At 54.0% G+C, this 18,887-nt stretch carries 21 protein-coding genes; 3 read left to right on the forward strand and 18 right to left on the reverse strand.

Annotated elements, in window-relative coordinates; genetic code table 11:
* Positions 1-3: 3 nt before the first annotated feature.
* From hemA to MHFGQ_RS06875, 4 genes are read right to left on the reverse strand one after another with little or no spacing between them, the layout of a single operon-like run.
* Complete coding sequence (hemA, locus tag MHFGQ_RS06860) at positions 4-1,332, reverse strand: glutamyl-tRNA reductase (RefSeq protein WP_106005681.1); 1,329 nt, start codon at positions 1,330-1,332, stop codon at positions 4-6.
* Positions 1,308-1,952, reverse strand: coding sequence for a precorrin-2 dehydrogenase/sirohydrochlorin ferrochelatase family protein (locus tag MHFGQ_RS06865; protein WP_106005680.1), 645 nt, complete (start codon positions 1,950-1,952; stop codon positions 1,308-1,310). The genes hemA and MHFGQ_RS06865 overlap by 25 nt, the downstream gene beginning before the upstream one ends.
* Positions 1,952-2,920 (reverse strand): polyprenyl synthetase family protein, encoded by a 969-nt coding sequence (locus tag MHFGQ_RS06870; RefSeq protein WP_106005679.1) that lies wholly within the window; start codon positions 2,918-2,920, stop codon positions 1,952-1,954. The genes MHFGQ_RS06865 and MHFGQ_RS06870 overlap by 1 nt, the downstream gene beginning before the upstream one ends.
* A 58-nt stretch (positions 2,921-2,978) precedes the next feature.
* On the reverse strand, positions 2,979-5,408 hold the full coding sequence (locus MHFGQ_RS06875; RefSeq protein ID WP_106005678.1) for an O-antigen ligase family protein: 2,430 nt from the start codon (positions 5,406-5,408) through the stop codon (positions 2,979-2,981).
* Between the two features lie 178 nt (positions 5,409-5,586).
* Here MHFGQ_RS06875 and MHFGQ_RS06880 point away from each other — a divergent pair, with 178 nt between their 5' ends.
* Positions 5,587-5,802 carry a DUF3006 domain-containing protein gene (locus MHFGQ_RS06880; protein ID WP_106005677.1) on the forward strand — a complete coding sequence of 72 codons (216 nt, stop codon included), beginning with the start codon at positions 5,587-5,589 and terminating at the stop codon, positions 5,800-5,802.
* Between the two features lie 10 nt (positions 5,803-5,812).
* Here the strand turns inward: MHFGQ_RS06880 and MHFGQ_RS06885 are convergent, their stop codons facing one another.
* The 4 genes from MHFGQ_RS06885 to MHFGQ_RS06900 form a co-directional block, all read right to left on the reverse strand.
* Positions 5,813-6,208, reverse strand: a complete 396-nt coding sequence (locus MHFGQ_RS06885; RefSeq protein WP_245907855.1) for a DUF302 domain-containing protein — start codon at positions 6,206-6,208, stop codon at positions 5,813-5,815.
* Between the two features lie 86 nt (positions 6,209-6,294).
* Complete coding sequence (locus MHFGQ_RS06890) at positions 6,295-7,107, reverse strand: M55 family metallopeptidase (protein WP_106005675.1); 813 nt, start codon at positions 7,105-7,107, stop codon at positions 6,295-6,297.
* A gap of 67 nt (positions 7,108-7,174) precedes the next feature.
* On the reverse strand, positions 7,175-7,477 hold the full coding sequence (locus MHFGQ_RS06895) for a heavy-metal-associated domain-containing protein (protein WP_106005674.1): 303 nt from the start codon (positions 7,475-7,477) through the stop codon (positions 7,175-7,177).
* Positions 7,478-7,544: 67 nt separating this feature from the next.
* On the reverse strand, positions 7,545-7,823 hold the full coding sequence (locus MHFGQ_RS06900) for a hypothetical protein (RefSeq protein WP_106005673.1): 279 nt from the start codon (positions 7,821-7,823) through the stop codon (positions 7,545-7,547).
* Between the two features lie 145 nt (positions 7,824-7,968).
* On the opposite strand from MHFGQ_RS06900, the gene MHFGQ_RS06905 reads away from it, so the two are divergent.
* Positions 7,969-9,468 (forward strand): hypothetical protein, encoded by a 1,500-nt coding sequence (locus MHFGQ_RS06905; protein WP_106005672.1) that lies wholly within the window; start codon positions 7,969-7,971, stop codon positions 9,466-9,468.
* A 23-nt stretch (positions 9,469-9,491) separates the two neighbouring features.
* On the opposite strand, the gene MHFGQ_RS06910 is transcribed toward MHFGQ_RS06905, so the two are convergent.
* Positions 9,492-10,115: a hypothetical protein gene (locus MHFGQ_RS06910; RefSeq protein WP_106005671.1), complete on the reverse strand. Its 624-nt coding sequence runs from the start codon at positions 10,113-10,115 to the stop codon at positions 9,492-9,494.
* Positions 10,116-10,294: 179 nt separating this feature from the next.
* Here MHFGQ_RS06910 and MHFGQ_RS06915 point away from each other — a divergent pair, with 179 nt between their 5' ends.
* Positions 10,295-11,281: a hypothetical protein gene (locus MHFGQ_RS06915; RefSeq protein WP_170066302.1), complete on the forward strand. Its 987-nt coding sequence runs from the start codon at positions 10,295-10,297 to the stop codon at positions 11,279-11,281.
* A gap of 2 nt (positions 11,282-11,283) precedes the next feature.
* Here the strand turns inward: MHFGQ_RS06915 and safA are convergent, their stop codons facing one another.
* The 9 genes from safA to MHFGQ_RS06960 form a co-directional block, all read right to left on the reverse strand.
* Positions 11,284-12,210: a SafA/ExsA family spore coat assembly protein gene (safA, locus tag MHFGQ_RS06920; RefSeq protein ID WP_106005669.1), complete on the reverse strand. Its 927-nt coding sequence runs from the start codon at positions 12,208-12,210 to the stop codon at positions 11,284-11,286.
* A gap of 114 nt (positions 12,211-12,324) precedes the next feature.
* Positions 12,325-13,728, reverse strand: coding sequence for an 8-oxoguanine deaminase (locus MHFGQ_RS06925; protein WP_211292909.1), 1,404 nt, complete (start codon positions 13,726-13,728; stop codon positions 12,325-12,327).
* Positions 13,712-14,542, reverse strand: a complete 831-nt coding sequence (gene deoC / locus MHFGQ_RS06930; protein ID WP_245907854.1) for a deoxyribose-phosphate aldolase — start codon at positions 14,540-14,542, stop codon at positions 13,712-13,714. Before deoC ends, MHFGQ_RS06925 begins: the two co-directional genes overlap by 17 nt.
* 18 nt (positions 14,543-14,560) lie before the next feature.
* Entirely contained in the window at positions 14,561-14,983 is a 423-nt protein-coding gene (locus tag MHFGQ_RS06935) for a hypothetical protein (protein WP_245907853.1), read from the reverse strand.
* Positions 14,984-15,034: 51 nt separating this feature from the next.
* Complete coding sequence (locus MHFGQ_RS06940) at positions 15,035-15,751, reverse strand: N-acetylmuramoyl-L-alanine amidase (RefSeq protein WP_106005665.1); 717 nt, start codon at positions 15,749-15,751, stop codon at positions 15,035-15,037.
* Positions 15,752-15,831: 80 nt separating this feature from the next.
* Positions 15,832-17,265 carry an aspartate ammonia-lyase gene (locus MHFGQ_RS06945; RefSeq protein WP_106005664.1) on the reverse strand — a complete coding sequence of 478 codons (1,434 nt, stop codon included), beginning with the start codon at positions 17,263-17,265 and terminating at the stop codon, positions 15,832-15,834.
* A 135-nt stretch (positions 17,266-17,400) separates the two neighbouring features.
* A complete protein-coding gene (locus MHFGQ_RS06950) occupies positions 17,401-17,712 on the reverse strand; it encodes a DUF6951 family protein (protein ID WP_106005663.1) in 312 nt (103 codons plus the stop codon).
* A gap of 65 nt (positions 17,713-17,777) precedes the next feature.
* On the reverse strand, positions 17,778-18,191 hold the full coding sequence (locus MHFGQ_RS06955; RefSeq protein WP_106005662.1) for a methylglyoxal synthase: 414 nt from the start codon (positions 18,189-18,191) through the stop codon (positions 17,778-17,780).
* Positions 18,192-18,194: 3 nt separating this feature from the next.
* Positions 18,195-18,875 carry a YkgJ family cysteine cluster protein gene (locus MHFGQ_RS06960; protein ID WP_106005661.1) on the reverse strand — a complete coding sequence of 227 codons (681 nt, stop codon included), beginning with the start codon at positions 18,873-18,875 and terminating at the stop codon, positions 18,195-18,197.
* Positions 18,876-18,887 lie beyond the last annotated feature (12 nt).

Consider the following 18,887-nt stretch of genomic DNA (forward strand, 5'->3'; position numbering starts at 1 on the left):
ATTTTAATTTCTCCCTTCTGCCGCCGCCGGACTTTTCCGGTCGACGCCGTGTTCCGTGCCTTGCCCTTCAGATAGGTTAAAAAGTTCATGGAGGGCTTCGGCATATAAGTGTCCCCGCGGCGTAGGGGCGGCCTTTTTCAGATTAACTACAACATCGTGAAGGAGCTGGTTGGCAATGGAATTGGCAAGTGAGGCTACGATTTTCTTCTGCCTGGGCGTCAGCTCACCCAGACGATTGTAAGCCCGTTCCAGCTCCGCCGCTTTAATAGTTTCAGCTTTTTCCTTCAGGGCTGTAATCGTCGGTACTACATAGAGGGTTGCCAGCCAGCGGAAAAACCCTTCAACTTCTTCGGCAACTATAGCCTCCGCCTGACGGGCGGCACGCTGCCTTTCTTCCAGATTGGTCAGAACCACCTGCTGCAGGTCGTCGATATCAAAAAGCTTAACCCCAGGTAATTCTCCTACTGAAGGTTCGATATCGCGGGGTACGGCTATATCGATAAACATTAAAGGTTTTCCCGGCCGCTTCGCCAGGGCCCGTGCCACTTGTTCCCGGTGAATGATATAGTGACTGGCCGTCGTACAGCTAATTATAATATCGGCCCGCGGCAGGTATTCCTCTAAATGGTCAAGACGTATTGCATGGCCCTCTATTTTGACGGCCAAATCGACGGCCCGTTCATAAGAACGATTAGAAACAAGGACGGTTGTTGCTCCTTTATCTTTCAAGTATCGCGCAGCCAGGGTGCTCATCTTTCCGGCCCCGATCACTAAAATGGTGCGTCCCTCGAGGTTGCCGTGAAAGACCTGGCGGGCCAGCTCGACGGCGGCATAGCTTACAGATACCGTATTGCGGTCGATACGGGTTTCCGTCCTTATTCTTTTCCCCACGTTGATGGCCTGTTGCCACAGGGTGTTGAGAATGCCGTTAGTCGTACCGGTAGTCCTGGCCATTTCGTAAGCCTCGGCCACCTGGGACAGTACCTGATCTTCACCGAGGATCATGGAATCCAGCCCGCCCGCAACCCGGAACAGGTGGCGGACGGAGTGACGCGTATTAAGGGTATAAAGGTAGTTTTCTAATTCGCGATCGTCCTGCCGACAGTATTTTACCAGGAAATTCTTACCCTCCCTGATCCCCGCGTCTTCCTGCCGGCAGGCTATATATATCTCCGTTCGGTTACAGGTGCTTAAAATTACGCAGCCTTCAACGCCGGTTGTGTTCTTTAGCTGTCTTAAAGCTTCCGGCAAACTGTAGCGGGTAAAGGCCAGCTGTTCCCGGATTTCCACCGGCGCCGTACGATGGTTTAAACCGACGGCAACGATAAACAATGCTTCACCCGCTCCTTTGCCAATTCTTCTTTTCCCCGGGCAACCAGGCGAAACAAGATCTCATCGCCGGTTAAAAGTTTAAGCATTTCTTCCCGCCTTTTTTGGTCATTAGGCCATATTTCTTTAAGAAAAGGGCGCAGTTCTCCCAAAAAGTTCAGCCAAGGGCCGTATTCCGCCCCGATTTCTCCTTCCAGCTTTTTTTTCAGCTGGCGTGCCAGGGCCGGACTTTTACCGCCGGTGGAAATGGCAATTTGCAGGTCGCCGCGCCGCAGTACGGCCGGTACCATAAAGGTACATTGTTCCGGAGCATCGGCTACATTGACAAATATGCCGGCCTGCCGGCAGTCGGCGGCCACTCGGGCGTTGACCCCGGCATCGGCGGTAACGGCAAAGACGAGCGTCATGCCTTTAATATCATCGGGTCGGTAGCAGCGACGCCACCACACCAGTTGCCGCGCCAGGGCTAAATCCGCCAGGCGTTTGGTAGCTTCCGGGCTAACCAGGGTAACGTTGGCCCCCGCTTCCAGGAGATTTAAAACTTTGCGTTCGCCAACCCGTCCGCCGCCGACAACCAGGCAGGGGCGTCCTGATAACTCCACTACCATAGAATATAGGCCCATTATATACCACGCGTCCTTACAAAATACGTTAGGCCAACTAATATATCGCGCGCCCTTCCCGGCGGCAGTGCAAGGACATGCTGTCTGGCCTTCGCCAGGTAACGCTCCGCCAGCCCCAGGGAATAATCAATGCCGCCGCAGTTTTTAATAAGATCTATGACTTCCTGAATTTCCATTGAAGTTTTATCCCTTTTGGCTAAAAGACAGGCCAATTTCTGCTTTTTAGGCGAAAAACGCAAAGCGTAAATAGCCGGCAGGGTGATAACCCCCTGGCGCAGATCGCTGCCTATCGGCTTACCCAATTTCTCGGGCTCTGCGGCCATGTCCAGGACGTCGTCGGTAATCTGGAAGGCCATACCCAGATTGCGGCCGTAACGGTAAAGGCTGCCGATTAAGTTCTCGCTTGCTCCGGCGGCTATTGCCCCCAGCTGACAGCTGGCGGCAATGAGCAGGGCCGTTTTACGATATATTCGCTTTAAATAATCCCGTAAAGTGACGCCAATATCAAAGGCTCCGGCCAGCTGATAGAGTTCCCCCTGCACCATTTTAACACTGGTGGAAGCCAGGATTGACGGGATGCGGGGATCGTCATAAGCGGCTACCAGGAGAAGGGCCCGGGCAAAAAGATAATCCCCAGTATGCAGAGAAAGCTCTTTGCCCCACCGTGCCCAGACCGTGGGCCGTCCCCGTCGTACAGGGGAAGCATCGATGACATCATCGTGGACCAGGGTGGCCATGTGAATCATTTCCAGGGCGACGGCCAGGGGAAGAATCTGTTCCCGGGGGGCCCCGCAGCATTTAGCAGCAAGGATGGCAAAGGCCGGGCGCAGTCTTTTACCCCCTGCCTGTACCAGGTGCCGGGCCGCCTGAGTTAAGATGGGGTCGGGGGCTTCAACCTGGCGCAATAATTCCGCCTCGACCGCTTCTAAATCGGCTTGTACCTCCTGCCAAAGGGGAAACTCTTTCATGATTACATTATACCACCTATAGCTATTCTTGCCGAGTGTTTTCTCCTGCCAAAAAGGTCTACCTGACCAGTTGCGGCAACTTTTTTAACTGATCAAACTGCCGGGCCAGGGAGGCGTTAGTCTTGTCTACCTGCGCCAAAAGCCTGGATGCCTCTCGTTCATCCCCTTGAGAAGAAGCAAGGACGGCCTGCCAAAGCTGAACTTCATCCTTTATCTGCCCGTCGACGGCTGCCGCCTTAAGATTGGCTGCCGCCTCTTTTGTCAGTCCCAGGAAATACTGGCCGATGGCCGCCTGCAGACGAAGGGTCGGCGTCAGGGCCACTCCCCCCTGCTGGTGCAGTTCTTTTAATTCTCCAAGGGTGTTTACCTTCTCCTGTACGTCGTCCGGCAAGGACGCAGCCGCCTGGAACATCTGCCGGGCGCGATCCTGCTTGCCCGCCTGGAGGTAATTAATGCCGGCAGTAGCATAGGCCCGCCCTAAATTCTCCCACACTGCCCCCACCCAGGGCGCTATTTGGCGGGCGCGTTCCATGGTCGCGATGGCTTCTTCCAAGGCTCCGTTCTGCCAGTATGCTTCAGCCAGACGGTTTAATACGTTTAAATTAAATGGATCTTTAAAGCTTGCGGCCAGGGCCGAGGTCAGGGCCTCCTTGTTCTTCCCCTGCTGCAATAAAATGCCTGCTAGGTCGCTGTTGTACGAGGCGGTAAAGGGGTCATAACGACCGGCTTCTTCTAAATAAGAGGCCGCGGCATTAAGGTTGTTGCGCTGCAGGGCGACTGCCGCCCGGCGGGCACTGTTCACACCGGCCAGGTAGGAAACGCTAAAGAGTATAAGGATTAGCGTTAAGAATCCGGCCCCCGTAACGTAGGCCGCCCGTTTGTTTTTCCATTCTACCGCGGCCATAACTGTTTCCTGGCCCAGGCGTTGTTCTTCCATATTACGGATCAATCCGAAACAGGCCCAGAGCATTATGGATATAGCCCCCAGGGCGAGGTCGAAATCCAGGGCCGCGTGGAGACCGAGGTTTAAAGCGGCTGTAGCAACGGCTGCTACTTGAAGGCGCTCTTTGCCGTTCAAAGTGCGATAGTTGGCAAGGGCGGCCTGTAAGAAAAACAACCAAATCAGGGCCAGCACGCCCAAACCGGTCAGGCCGGTTTCTACGGCCACCTGGGCGTAATCGTTGTGCACCTGGGTAGAATTATAAAAATAGCTCTGATACTGGCGGTATGCCGCTTCCCACCCGCCGCCGCCAAAGCCCAGGAGGGGGCGTTCCCGCACCATTTTTATTGCATCTTTCGTCCACAACAAACGTTCTTTGCTGCTCTTCGTTTCTAAATTGATGTCTTGCAGACGGTTCATTATTTGGGGCGGCAAGATGCGGGCCAATAGACTGCTTGTCTGGCCTTCTACGGCTGCAGGACTTACGGACATTTGGCGCTGGACCAGGATAAAGCCACCACCAAGGAAAAGGACAAGAAGGGCAATACCGGCGGCCCAGCGTGCCCGGGCGGTAAACAGGATGCGCCCTGTCCCCTGAATTACAAGTTGACCGCTTAGGGCAACAACCAGGCCCAGGATAAACCAACCCCACGCGGGTCCGTAGGCTTTAGCCACAGCCAGGGGAATAAATCGGGCAATACCGAACAGGGCGGCGCCACCGCTGACAGCGATATGAGCCAGGGTATTCAGGCGATAGCCTCTAGGCGCCAGCAGCCAAAAGAGAAGAACCGCCCCCGGAAAAACTAATAAAGCCCCCCTGGACCCCGTTCCCAGAAAAACCATTAACAACAGGTAATTAGCCGCAGCGTACAAGTAACGACGGCGACTATCGGATTGGCCCCAGAGATAAAAACCGATGAGGCTGCCGGCTCCGACGTAACTGGCCAGGGCATTGGGATACTGTAAAGTGGAGTAAAAACGTCCTCCCACAAAACCGTCTTTTATATAAACAATTTCCGTGGCGCTGAACAGGGCTGCCAGGGCGGTGCCAGCGGCGGCCAGATACATGGTGTTAAGCAGGTAAAGGGAACGGCGCTGGCCGCCCAGGCGGGAAACAAGCCAGTAAGTTAAAAAATAAAGGAAAACCTTGGCCACCTCGGCTACGGCCAGGCTGCGGCTGGCCGGCTTGACGGCAGCCAGGATATAAACTACTACCAGGGCCGCTGCGGCAAAATCCAGGGGATGGTTGAGAAAGGCTACTTCCCGCCGGGACAGCTTCCATAAATATGTAAGGAAAAACAACACGGCGGCGAACAACAAAGTCCAGCGTTGCTCTACCGGGAAAAAGAGACCGCGAAAAAAGGGCGGGTAAAAGAGGAGTAACATTAGCCCGCCAAAGGCCAGGAAAAATAAAGTCTTGTTACCTTCTTCGTTATTCACCTTTTGCTTTTTCCCGCTTTTAATGGCACTTGTCAGGGGTATTACTTTGCCCTTCTTGTTTTCTTCTTTTGTATTTGTTTCAACCGGTTTTCTTTTACTACGCGCCATACCCCAGACCCCTTTCCACGTCATTTCTAACCTATTCATTCGCCGCTTCCCTATCCTTTTCCTGCTACCAGGCTATATCTGGAAGACCAACCCCTTATAATCATCTTTTTGACGAGGAGGGCTTGGGGTGCTATGCTTAAAGACAGGGCAATTGTGCTGATGGGAGATGACTTAAAATATGCCGCGCCGGGAATTGCTAATCATTGATCATTTTGAAAATGAATTGGCCGTGATTAAATACGGCCACCACACCTTTACCTTACTCCGTTCCCTCCTGCCCCGGGCAGCCAAAGAAGGCGATGTTATCAAACTCGCTGTGGTCCTGGATGCGCAAGCCTCTGCCCGGCGAAAAAAAGAAGCCCGCTCTGTAGCAGGCGTTGAGTTTGAGGAGTAAAAGCTTTTGTTTACCGGGATGCTGCATCTACAATGGCCCTGATTTTAGCGTCTACCTGCAGGGCTATTTCGTCCACGCCAGCTCCAGGAAAAAACTTGGCGAGAATGGTGGGCCGTAGGGCACTGATGTAAGTCTGGCCTTCCCTGGTGAAAACATTAATCTTACAGGGCATCATCAAGCTGATCATTACGTCTTTAGCCAGAACTTCATAAGCGTAATGGGCATTGCAGATTTCAATGATTTTTAAGGGTTCTACAACATAGCCCTTGCTTTGCAAGGTTGCTTGGACGTCGTGGATATGAAGTACCTTCATACCTTGCGCAGTAGTAGCTTCTTCCACGGAAGCGACAGCAGCGTCAAACCCTTTATCAGTGGCCACCGTATAGTACATCCCTTGCGTTGTCAAAGTATATCCCTCCATATAAACTTCTATTGTTTCAATAATACTACTTTTAAAATTCGCCGTCAATATAGCGGCCATTCGCCATCACATCAGGAGTTCTTTGCCAGGGCGACGAGGCATCTTATCGCCTGGTAGGCTTCCAGGAAATCGGCGCCGGTGTAAATTACGGTAACGGCATCGCGACGCTGGCTGCGGGGTAATATTGCCGCCGCCGCCGCTCGGGCCGGGTCATTAAATTTGATCGTTACTGTTGCCGGGGCCGGTGCCGCAAGGGGATGAAAGCTCCTTTTGTTGAGGGCCTTGATCAGTCCCTGGCGGATTTTTTCCCTGGCCAATCGTGGAGGGAGGGAACGGGCGGCATGATAATTGAGGGCTTCCTTAACGATAATGATTTCTACCCCGGCCAGCAGGTTTTTGGCTTCATCGGCAAGAAACTGATCGCCGCTCACGAGAACTACCGGAACGCCAAAATAACCGGCCAGCAGGGCATTGAGGCCTAATTCACCCATCTCCCTGCCGTTAACCTCCAGACTGTGAACTATATCGCTGATGGTGTGCGCCAGAACGCCGCCGCTGCCGGAACGGGCATGATAACCAATGAAGCAGGCGGCCGCAAAACCCTTTTCTATCCCCTCCATCATGCCCAGCTTTTTCGGTGCGCCGCTGATAAGCTGTGCCCCGGGGTGCAGGTCTTCCGGGAGGATGTTGTGCATCCTGCCGTGGGCGTCATTGACGGTTATGCCGGTAGCCCCGGCTTCAAGGGCGCCGCGTATGGCGGCATTAATTTCAGCCGTCATTAGTTTCCGGGATCGATGGTACTCCTCCCCACCCATAGCTTCTACCTGTTCCCAGATAGTTATCCCGGCAACGCCTTCCATATCGGCGGATATGTAAACCCGCATCCCTATTATTCCTCCTTTAAAGAGACTAAATGTCAAAAGGGCCTGACCGGCCCTAAGAACAACTCCTTCATGATTTATGAATGTAATGGTAACCTAGTTTTGTGATCTGCTCGCCAATGATTTCCAGGCTTATCTGGGGCAAATAATAGGTGATCACCACCCAGCGTCGTTCTAAGATTACATTGACACCGGCTACCCCGGGGAGGCTGCTCAGGGCACTGCTGATTTTCTTGGCATCTTCCCCTGTACGCATGTCGCTGACGATCAGGGTGACGGTTACCTGCCTGGGTTCAGTAGGATAACCATAATGTGAAATTTGCCGGAATTGCCCGCCCAGGATTTCAACAGCCCGTTGGCTGTACCAGCTCATCTTTTGCATCCTCCTTACAATTTTTTCTTTCTGTTGCCAGGTGAGCACCCTGCCCACTTGCCTATCCTCAAGGATTAAGGCGCCGGAATTCGACCCCCTTTTGCGAAAGTAAATAATCGATAAAGGAAGGAGTAATCCTTTCGGGATCGTAAATTATTTTAACCTTCTCGAAATCTTCTTCCTCGGCTATCTGGATTTCTTTTACCAATACTGCCAGGGTCTGATAAATTGTTTCCCGGATGGACTGTGTTTTAATGCCGGATATAACGTAATTAACTTCCTGATACCGGCCGGGTTGTAATTGTTCCTGGCGGGCATCAATCCACAGCCTTACCCTGTGTTCCATGTTTGCCCACCTCCAGCTCCCTACTTTCCCTACTTTATATATTCTATGCAACGACCCCCTTTTTGCCGCCTGTTTTTTAGGTCCCTTCCGTCTTGCATCAACATATGCTGTAATAAGTAATTTTGGATGAAATGAGGGGTGAAAGATGACCAAGGTATTCTGGGGAGACGGCAGTCTACCGCCCTGGGAAATCGACGCCCAGGCTAAACCCTTGCTCCCCCTTCTCTGTCGCAGTATGGGAATAAACTTTTTGGAAGACGGCGAAGGAAACTTCATCCTCGCGCCCCCCCTGGCCGATCAGACTATAGTCTTACGCTCCCTGGAGTCTCAGGTACAAGAACTTGACATGCTTCTTGCGAACATAAGCCGGGAATTGCGCCGACGGGGTGCAAATGTTTTAATTGTGCCCGCTGCAGCCGGCGATGAACGGCTTTTGCCCCTCTGGCAGACTCAGGTCCTTTTTTCCTTCACCCGCAGGGAAACAGGCAGTCCGGAACCGGCTCTTCGCTTTTTTTATCCTTCCAAAAGACGTCAGGAAAGCCTGAGGTTGATAGCCGCCCTGGTTCAGGCCATGCTTCGTTCAGGCAAAGCGCTGAAATATAGCATCCCCGGCTCCTGGGAAATTTTTAAAAATTTCCGTTACCGACGCTTCTTAAATACCACCGTAGTACCGGCAATTTTAATCGAATTTATCCAGATCAACCTCGACCATGGGGTAACTGCCGACATAACTACATGGTTGGTTAGCGGTTTAACCCAGTATTTCCAGAAGCCCCTTACTGAAGAAACAATTTTTAAGCTCCAAACCCTCCTGCAACGTTTGCGCGAATTTTTGCCGCCGGCTTTGCCAAAGGAAAGCAGCTTCGGGGAAAGCAAAGTTCTACCTGCGGGTACTCAGGCGGTAACTATGGAACCGCAGGGCCGGATCGCGACAGTAAGTCCGGAAAGTAAGGCGGCCGTCGAGGAGGAGAAAGGGGAGGCCGCGGTTTTGTCCGGGATGGCGGGCACCGAGGAAGGTACGCCCCCAGTTCCTGCAGAGGAAGCGGCAATCACACCCTCGGGAGCGGAGGCCGGGGGAAGTACACCAGAAAAAAGGGTAACAGTGCAACAGAAAGAAACTCCGGAAGTGGTTACCCCGGAAGGTGCAAGGCGGCAGGCCGGCGAAGTAAAGGATATAACAACAGCAGCCGCCGACCGGGGAAAACCGCCGGACGGTACTCTGGTTTCCGGCAGCAATACCCTTCGCCAACAGTTACCCCTGGAGCGTTCCACTGGCGCCTGCCGGGTTAAAAACCGACACCGGGGCAACCCCTTCGCTCCCCCAGGCGACGGCCCGGTGTTTATCTTTAAGCGCCCCCTGGAAGCCGGCCCGCTTCCAGCCGTTTTTCCCCAGGAAGTCCTGGAACGTATGGCGCCATTGCCCCTCCAAAGCCTTTTACTGCCTTCTCCCTCTGCAGGTACGGCCCCGGCCGGACTTCCTAACGGCGATGGGCTTCATCATAGAACGACAAAACCGACATCTGGTATGGCAGTCCACAGTTCGGGAAACAACGATACTTTGGAAGCGCTTAAAAAATTAAGCGCCGCCATCCTGGCGGCGGAACGGCCGGGGCAACCGTTAAACGGCGAAGCACCGTCAATTTGACGGTGCTTCGTACTTCCTGCCTTCTAGAAGCACTGGGCCGGTGGTGTCGGCGGACAGACGCCGGGAGCAACAGTGCAGGGAGCCGGTACGCAGAAGCCGTAGCTGGGCACCAGGAGCTGGACGGAAAGGATGGTCTTAATAACAACGCATACCTGGAAATCACAGGTAACGGTGATGTTACCGACACCTACGGCCGAGACGACGCAGTTGCAGAAAAGCAAGGTGCTTTCGGAGCAATCTACGGTTACTCCTTCAGGAGCGCAAAGGGTGACGACTTTGGTGAAGGTAAAGACACGATTGGCAGTTTCAGCTGGAGCATTGGGGTTGGTCAGGGTTATTGGAACAGAGACGACTATGGTCAAAGTAGCAAAATTGCCGGTAGTTGGTACCCGGTTAATCACGTTGCAGGAAATGGTCCCATTCAGGGCACAGGGGATAGCCTGCCCTACGGTAAAAGTCCCGGTAACAAACTCACCAGTAAGACCCGTCGTTACGGTTGTATCCCGGGTACGGCTTTCCACCTGGAAACAGCTGTCATAAACCTTGTCAACGACAATACACTCGATACGAGTCGGGGGCGGACATCCTTCCGGCGGGCACAGACCGGGAGCAACGACGGCCTGCTTGACGCTCGCTTCATCAGCCATGTTTGAACTTACCTCCTTGCCAGCAAATATTTCGGGTTAATGCCTGGTATATAATATTGACCTCAACGAGTGGATGTTACCGGGAAAACATATTTTGCTGCCGGCAATCAAAATTATATTTTTCTGCCAGGAAAGCATATGCATTAGTTAGGTAGCCGCGGTCCAGGGAGGTGATGGCCGTGATAAAGTATTTAGCTACACCGGGTGATAGCTGGCAGTTAGTCTTGCACCATAACATATTACAATACGGTTATATAGCTACCGGTGAGCCCATGGCCGGCCTGGAGGACTGTACTGCCGTTATCGATCCTGCCGGTCGTTTACATTTAGTGGCAACACTGCTTAATAAACGGTTAATTTATGCCCGCTGGCAGGGTCACCGCTGGGAAAGTAGTGAGTTGCCGGTAAATGGTTCCGTCCTGGGCTTTGTCCTCGATTCCCGCCGGCAGCCGCACCTCTTATTAGAGGAAGCCAGCAGGTCGGAAATTGTCCATCTCTACCTTGATGGCAACCGCTGGCAAAGGCAGTTTTTACCTTTTAACCTTACGGCTCCTCCCTTACTATTCAAACCCCTGCTCCTTGGGCGGCTTTTTTTTGCCGGGCAGGACGCCTCCAGGGAAAGGCAGCTTGTATTTTTAACAATTTTTGATCCTGCCACAGGCTGGCAGGTACCCCGTCCCATCATTGGCGCAGAACCTGGTAACAAAATTTATGCTTACTGGTTTGAGGGATATCTTTACCTGTTATCCTGGCACAGCCGGGAAAAGGACTACTCGCTTTTTTTATACGTAGTCGATCCGGAAAAAAACACCTTGCGGAGGCTCTGCCCGGGAACAACTGTTGATCTTCCCGATGACCGGCCGGTACTCCTGGCTAAGGAAAAAACCTTGCTTTTCCTCTGGACATCCAGCAGCCGCCTGGCCTTTTGCTTATCCCAGGACGGCGGCAGTACCTGGCCACCACCCCAGAGCGCCTATTTCTTTTTTCCGGCCCGGATTAAAGCTGTAGAGGGGCCAGATGGCCCCTCCACCAGGCAGGTGGTTTTCACCAAGATCAGCGGTCTGGAGCCGGACTGGCCCCTGGTAATCAATTTTGAGCCTCTTTTTTCTTTGTGCAGGGCGGTCCTTGTAAATCCCGACAGCAGGAATACTCCTTTTAAGCAATGATTTTAGATAATAAATGGCACAACCACACCCAGGAATAAAGGACCAAAGACGAAGGGGAACCTGCGGGCAGCGCCAATTAACAAAACAGGGTCTTTATCCATATCGGAATCCATCATATGATGCCACATCATCATATCATGGGCCATAGGCATCATCTCAACTACCCTGAATTCCTCCATCTCCCGGTAGCGAACCATTAAAACTACATGCTCCATACCGAAATGCCTGGGATCAGGAATCCCCCGGGCAACAACCAGCAACTCCCGCTTTTCTATATCAATGATACCCATGCCCATGGCACCAGGACAATGGTGGGTGGGATGCATCATAAAGCAGTGGCGCCGGGGCATTACGTGAGGCATGATGGGAATGCAAATACGCTGGCCGGGAAAGATCAAATTAGGATCTGTAATTTGCGGGTTGGCCGCCAGGATCTGATCCACTGTAGTACCGAACATGCGGGCAATGCCGCTTAAAGTATCGCCGGGTTTGACGATATAGATGAAGCCGTGGGGGCAGTGATCCCCAGGTCTACCCGGTATGCAGAGCACCTCGCCGGGGTAAATGAGATTGGGGTCCTTTACCTGGGGGTTGGCGGCTATCAAAGCATCCAGGCTGACATTGAATTTCTGGGCGATGGAATACATGGAATCGCCCGGTTGGACGGTATAATGGAAACCGCCGGGACAGGGTACGGGCATTCTTTTAGGGATGCACAATACCTGGCCGGGATAAATGAGATTGGGATCCCTTACCTGGGGGTTGGCGGCTATAAGTTCATCAAGGGATATACCGAAATGGCGGGCAATCAAATACATGGTGTCACCGCTTTTGACGGTGTAATGGAAGCCGTGGGGACATGGGGGCACCATGTGCTGGGCTGTCGCCTCGCTTACAGTTGCCTCAGCTATCCTGCTTTCGTCGCTCATAAGGCCGGTCTCCTTTCCTTGAAGGCATGGTTTGCTAGTATAAGGTATGAAACCGGCCGGCTCCTGGTGACTGAAAAAGCGCCCGGTAAAGGGCGCTCTAATTATTAATGGTGCTTACCTTTTGGAATAAGTATAATAATCAATTCCTGTACGCCTTCCGGCCCGGGCCAGCATTTCACCTGATATCCGGTTGGCCTGGCGAACGATTTCAGTTTCATCAACCTTCACCAGCCGCCCTTCCCGAACGACGACCTCACCGTTAACAATGGTCGTATCCACCAACTGGCTATCACCGCAGGTAATAATAGCCGCTACCGGATCATGCTGCCCCCCGGCAAACCCCAGGTCCTCAAAGTTAATTATAATCAGGTCCGCCGCCATTCCCGGCGCCAGGAAGCCGATGTCATCGCGGCCCAAAACTTCAGCGCTGCCGACAGTTGCCAGACGCAAAACTTCTTCTGCTGTCAGGCCGTTATTACCGTAAGCCAGTTTTTGTAAGAGATAGGCAATACGCATTTCGTTCCACATATTAGAGGAGTCATTACTGGCACTGCCATCCACGGCCAGCCCCACCCGGGCCCCGGCAGCCAGCAGGTCCTTCACCCGGCAGACGCCGGAAGCCAGTTTCATATTGGAAGCCGGGCAATGGGCCACCCCGCTTTTCGTCTCGCCCAGCAGGGCCACCTCGGCGTCGTTTAAATGTATGGCATGGGCAAACCATACGTCGGGCCCCAGCCAGCCCAGATCGGCCATGTACTCCACCGGTCGTCGGCCAAATTTTTCTTTACAGAAGCGTTCTTCATCCAGGGTTTCGGCCAGGTGGGTATGGAGCATGACACCGTACCGGCGCGCCAGGGCGGCACTATCTCGCATCAGTTCGGGAGTTACAGAAAAAGGTGAACAGGGAGCCAGGGCAATACGGCACATGGCGAAGTGACCAGCCTCATGGTACTGCCGGATCAGGCGCTCGCTATCAGCTAATATCTCGTCTTCTGTTTGCACCACTTCATCCGGTGGTAGGCCACCCTGACTTTTGCCCAGGGACATGCTGCCCCGGGTGGCATGGAAGCGGATCCCCAGTTCCCGGGCCGCCTGGATCTCAATATCAATAAGTTCATTCCCCTGCCCGCGGGGAAAGACGTAGTGATGGTCGCTGGAGCAGGTACAGCCTGTTTTCAGCAATTCCCCCAAGCCCACCAGGGCTCCCAGGCGAACCGCTTCGGGCGTCAGCTCGCGCCAGAGTTCGTAAAGGGTCACCAACCAGGGGAACAGGGGTATATCCTGGGTTGCCGGGATATTGCGGGTCAGGGTCTGGTATAAGTGATGATGGGTGTTAATCAGGCCGGGGAGGACGACTTTGCCCCGGGCATCGATAGTTTCCGTACCTTCGTCGACGGGCAAGTTGCGGCCGATGGCCTTGATCGCCGGGCCTTCTATTAAAAGATCGGCCTGCCGGTAGCGACGGCCCTCCCCATCAAGGGTGATTATCCATTCGGCGTTTTTAATCAGCAGAGCCAACCCCAAATTCCCCCATTCCTTCGCCTCGGCGTGCCGCCAGTTCCCCGGCAATACGAACGCCGGAACTGGTTCCGATACGGCTGGCCCCGGCACGGATCATGGCCATGGCCGTCTCTAGATCGCGAATCCCTCCGGAAGCCTTTACTCCCACGTCCTTTCCAACTGTCCAGCGTAACAACCGCACATCCTCTACCGTCGCTCCCCCACCGGCAAAACCAGTGGAAGTTTTGACAAAATCAGCACCGTATTTTACAGCGATTAAAGCTGCCAGGATTTTCTCTACATCATCCAGGAGGGCTGTCTCAAGGATAACTTTAAGTATCCTTTCCCGTCCTATACCTTCCTTCACGGCCCGGATCTCTTCCCCGACCGCCCGCAGGTTACGTTCTTTAAGGGCACCCAGGTTCAGTACCATATCGACCTCCTCGGCGCCCCTGGCTGCAGCTTCAACGGCTTCTGTGACCTTTACCAATTTCGAAGCGTTACCATGAGGAAAGCCGATGACGGTACAGACCTTCACCCCCTGGCCGCGTAGATATTTTGCGGCCAATTCCACCCGGCAGGGCGGTACACAAACGCTATAGAAATTGTGCTCTATGGCCTCCTGACAGAGTTGTTCAATGATCGCCCCCGTGGTCTCAGGTTTTAAAGCTGTATGATCTATTAACTGACATACATCCTGCTCTTGAAGGTTGATATTTACGGTGGAAGGCGACTCGGCCAGCGAGGGTTCCCAATTAAATTCCGGCAAGTTTTGCTTTAGTTCTTTCAGGGCCAGCGCATACAGCTCCCGAAAATCTGCCGCCTGCATCATTAACACCTTCTTCTTCATCTAAGGCTGCGTTTGGCGTTGCCTTTCATAAGCGTAGATGGCCTCCAAGACCACCTTGATTTCCTTTTCCCAACCTTCAACCAGCCGCTTGTTCTCCGTTTCATAGATAACTTCGCCCGTCACCAGGTTCCCGGAAACAGCACAGATGCTGGCAGCTTTACAACGGCGCAAGTAAGCCACCGTAAAGATGGCCGAGCTTTCCATCTCAACATTAATTACGCCCAGGCGGGACAATTTTTCAATCCATTCCGGGGTTTCGCCATAAAAACTATCGTCGGAGGCGCAGATGCCTACGTGGAGGCCAAAATCCAGCTCGGACTGCAGCCGGCGCGCCGTGGCAATGAGCGTGCTGGTAAATTCAATATCCGGAACGGCCGGGAAAACATCGGGTACATAAAAGCGTGAAGTGCCTTCATTCTTCATGGAACCGCAAGATATTAACAGGTCTCCCAGGGCGATGCCGGGCTGCAGGGCTTACCCGGTGGGTTTCAGTTTGACCAGCAGTTTGGCCACGGCCGCAGCCACTTCGGCACGGGTGGCAGCCTGGTCTGGCCGGAAGGTTCCGTCAGGGTAACCGTTCATAATTCCGGCCGCCATGATTTGACGAATGGCCTCCTCGGCCCAGTGACCCTGGATATCGCGGGGCTCTCCCGGTTTAAGACCCAAATAGGCGGCCAGGCCGCGGAAAATGGCAACGGCCAGGGTTTGCTGCATTGCAGGCGTAGCGAGTTGGGTCGCCACGCTGGGGTTGCTGATAAAACCCATCTCCACCAGGACTGCAGGAGCATCGGTTTCCCGCAGGATATAGAAATTCGCTTGGCGGACGCCCCCGTCGGGCCAGCCGGTGGCCGCCACTACTTCAGCCTGGATTAAGCGGGCTATCTTTTCCGCCTCGCCTCCGGGAGCCAAAATAAAGGTGCTGACATAGTTCGGCTCCGGAGTGCCTGTACTGTTGACGTGCAGACTGATGATGAGATCTACCTGTTCCCGGTTGAACAGGGCTGCCCGGTCGGCAAGGGAAACGTCCTGGTCCCCTGTCCGGGACATCACCACCGCCACACCTGCCTTCTGGAGCAACTGCTGCAACAGCAGGCCCACGGCCAGGGTAACAACCTTTTCCTGAAGACCGTTGGCGGCGACGGCCCCGGGGTCGCTGCCGCCGTGGCCGGGATCAATACCTATCTTAGGCAATAAAACCACCCCCGCTTTAAGATATGCTTTTAATGTAATTTTAAGTTCCGGGGGTGAAACCCGACCAGCAGCGTAAATTGCTATTTACGCGCCTCCGGCTCCTCTTGCCGTCTATTTACCGGCTTTATAATACCGGGTTTCGTCATGGCCGCCGGGGTTAAGATGCCGTCCAGTTCTTCCGGCGTAAAAAAACCTTTTGCCAGCAAGATTTCTTTAACCGGACGGCCGTGGGCTTCCGCTTCCCTTACCACCTCAGAGGCTCTATCGTAACCGAGATAGGGTAAGAGGGCCGTCACCAGGACGGGGCTTTGTTCCAGCATCTCCCGACAGCGCCCGGCATTGGCCGTGATACCGTCGATACATTCCTCACGAAAGATACGGGCCGCCGCCGCCAGCATTTCCAGGGATTCCAGCAGAGCGTGGGCGATAAGGGGCGCAAAAGGGTTCAGCTCCAGGTGACCCTGGCCGGCAGCCATGGCGATCAGCATGTCGTTGGCCATGACCTGCATGGCCACCTGGTTGACCATTTCCGGGATCACCGGGTTGACCTTGCCGGGCATTATGGAAGAACCGGCCTGGCGGGGCGGGAGGTTGATTTCCGCCGGCCCGCCCTTTGGACCGGCGGAAAGGAAACGCAGGTCGCCGGCAATTTTATGCATGGTCACGGCAGCGGCCTTTATCAGTCCGGAAACTTCCACAAAGACGTCCATGTTCTGGGTGCCGTCGATCATGTTTTCCGCCCGGGCCAGGCCCAGTCCCGTCAGGCGTCTCAGATAGTCATTGACCAGGTAAATATATTTTAGCGGAGCGTTGAGACCGGTACCAGTGGCCGTACCGCCCAGGTTAACCTGACGCAGGCGCTCCTCCACCTTATACAGCCGCCAGCGATCCCGGGCCACGGCTTGGGCGTAGGCGCCGAACTCCTGCCCCAGGGTGACCGGAACGGCATCCTGGAATTCAGTCCGGCCGATTTTCAGTATCCCGGCAAAGGTGGCCTCCTTTTCCTGGAGGGCCTCCTGGAGCCGGGCCATTTCCTCGGCCAGGGGCAGTAAAAGGCGGATGGCCGCAATCCGCATGGCGGTAGGATAGACATCGTTGGTGGACTGGTGCAGGTTGACATGATCGTTGGGGTGGATGGTAGCATAATCGCCCTTGGGGAGGCCCATGATTTCCAGGGCACGGTTGGCGATTACCTCATTAACGTTCATATTGGTCGAAGTACCGGCTCCGCCCTGGAAAGCGTCGAGGAAAAACTGATCGGCCAGTTCTCCCCGGGCTACTTCCCGGCAGGCGGCGATAATGGCCTCTCCCTTGTCCCGGGGTAGGTAACCCAGATCGAGGTTGGCCCGGGCGGCGGCTTCCTTGACGACGGCCAGAGCCTTAATTATTTCCGGGTGGACTTGATGTCGGCTGACGCGAAAATTCTCCGCCGCCCTCAAGGTATGGATGCCGTAATACGCCTCGGCCGGTATTTCTCGGGTTCCCAGGAAATCATGTTCCCGGCGGGTAGACATGGCGTTCCCTTCCTCTGAACCTGAACTCTGTCTGAACTCTATCAGTCTCTATTGTAGCAAAATGCCCACGTCCGGCAAATCCGGGCAACTGAAAAGCGACCGGCGAGGGAAAACGCCGGCCGTTCCGCCTGGAGATTATTTATGTACGTAAATGTGGGCATCCCGGGGCAGGGCCAAGCCAGCGGCTACTTCTACAGCCTTTACCATACCCGGGAGTACCGGGCAGGCGGCATGGGGGCAGTGTTGCAGGAATAATTCCCGCAGGCGGCTATTGCCTTTGAAACTTATCTCGTCCATGGGATTGAGGGTGCCCAGTTCGGCGGCAATTTTCTGGATGTTGGGACATGTGGTTTTAACGGAAAGGTTGCAGGAGAACATATCCGGTGCTTCCGCCAGAACTTCGGTGGTAAAACCACAAATACCAGATTCCACCCTTACTTTAGCCATAGTGAAGCTCCCTTCTACTAGAAAAATAAATTTTACTCGCTTTTAACAGGAGCCCAATCCCCATCTTATCCTTTTTCTACAGGTGAGTCTTTAACGGTGCATAAATGTTCTGTTCTGCTTTTTAAATACTCGAGAAATATGGCCGCCGTGGCCAGGTTCGTGGCCGCCGGAACGTTGTGCACGTCACAGATGCGGAGCAATGCGTTTATATCCGGCTCATGGGGCTGGGGAGTCAGAGGGTCCCGCAGAAAGATCACCAGATCCAGACGTTTTTTGGCCACCAGGGAGCCCATTTGCTGGTCTCCCCCCAGGGGACCGGACATGAGACGGTGGACCTTAAGGCCGGTGCGTTCCATTATCCTGGTACCGGTAGTCCCGGTGGCTATCAGGCGGTGCCCGGCAAAGATATGTTTATGGCGGTCAACGAAATTGACCAGATCGTCTTTCATGCGGTCGTGGGCAATAAGAGCGATACGCATTAATCATCCCCCGTGCTTTTTCTCGCAATATTTGAGCTGTCGCCATAGTTCCGGCGGACAAAGGGACTGTAAAGAAACTTCGGCAAAATCCCCGCACCCGGTAAAAGGGGTCGGTCCCCAGTCATAGCGGCGCACCCCCGCCGGTATTACATTTTGTAATGAAAGCCAATAGCGTACCAGTTCATCTTCACCACGGTTAACGATTGTTTCCCTTAAATCTCCTGCCCGCCGCGTAAGGGGGCAACAAAAATAAGTGCGGCAGATGAGGGGACGGTATTTATAAATGCGGCACCGCCGAAGGTTGGGTTCTAAAAAAATACAGTAACCTTCTCCATCGGTGCGCAGAGTTATGTCTACGGCCCGTCCTTGCACCCTTACCCGGCAGTATTTTGTCAGCAGTTGCGGGAGGGACAATTTTTTATCCGTCAGCTCATAAAGGCCCTCTTGGAGAATTAATAAGTCGATACTCGTCAGGGGCAAGCGCCCGCCACAGCAATGATCGCAACCAAGGCAGTCGCCGTCAGTATAGGGGCGGTAAAGGAGGGAACGATCCAGCCCTTCTACAGCGGCGATATAATCAGCCACGCTGGCCTTCGGAGAGACGATCCGCAGGTCGTAGCCCTGCCTGCCGTTTACCCGCCAGTAGCGTACCTGAACGGGATTCTGTTCTTGCTTTGCGCGCAATCGCCAACCTCC

Source organism: Moorella humiferrea (assembly GCF_039233145.1).
Classification (GTDB): domain Bacteria; phylum Bacillota; class DSM-521; order Neomoorellales; family Neomoorellaceae; genus Neomoorella; species Neomoorella humiferrea.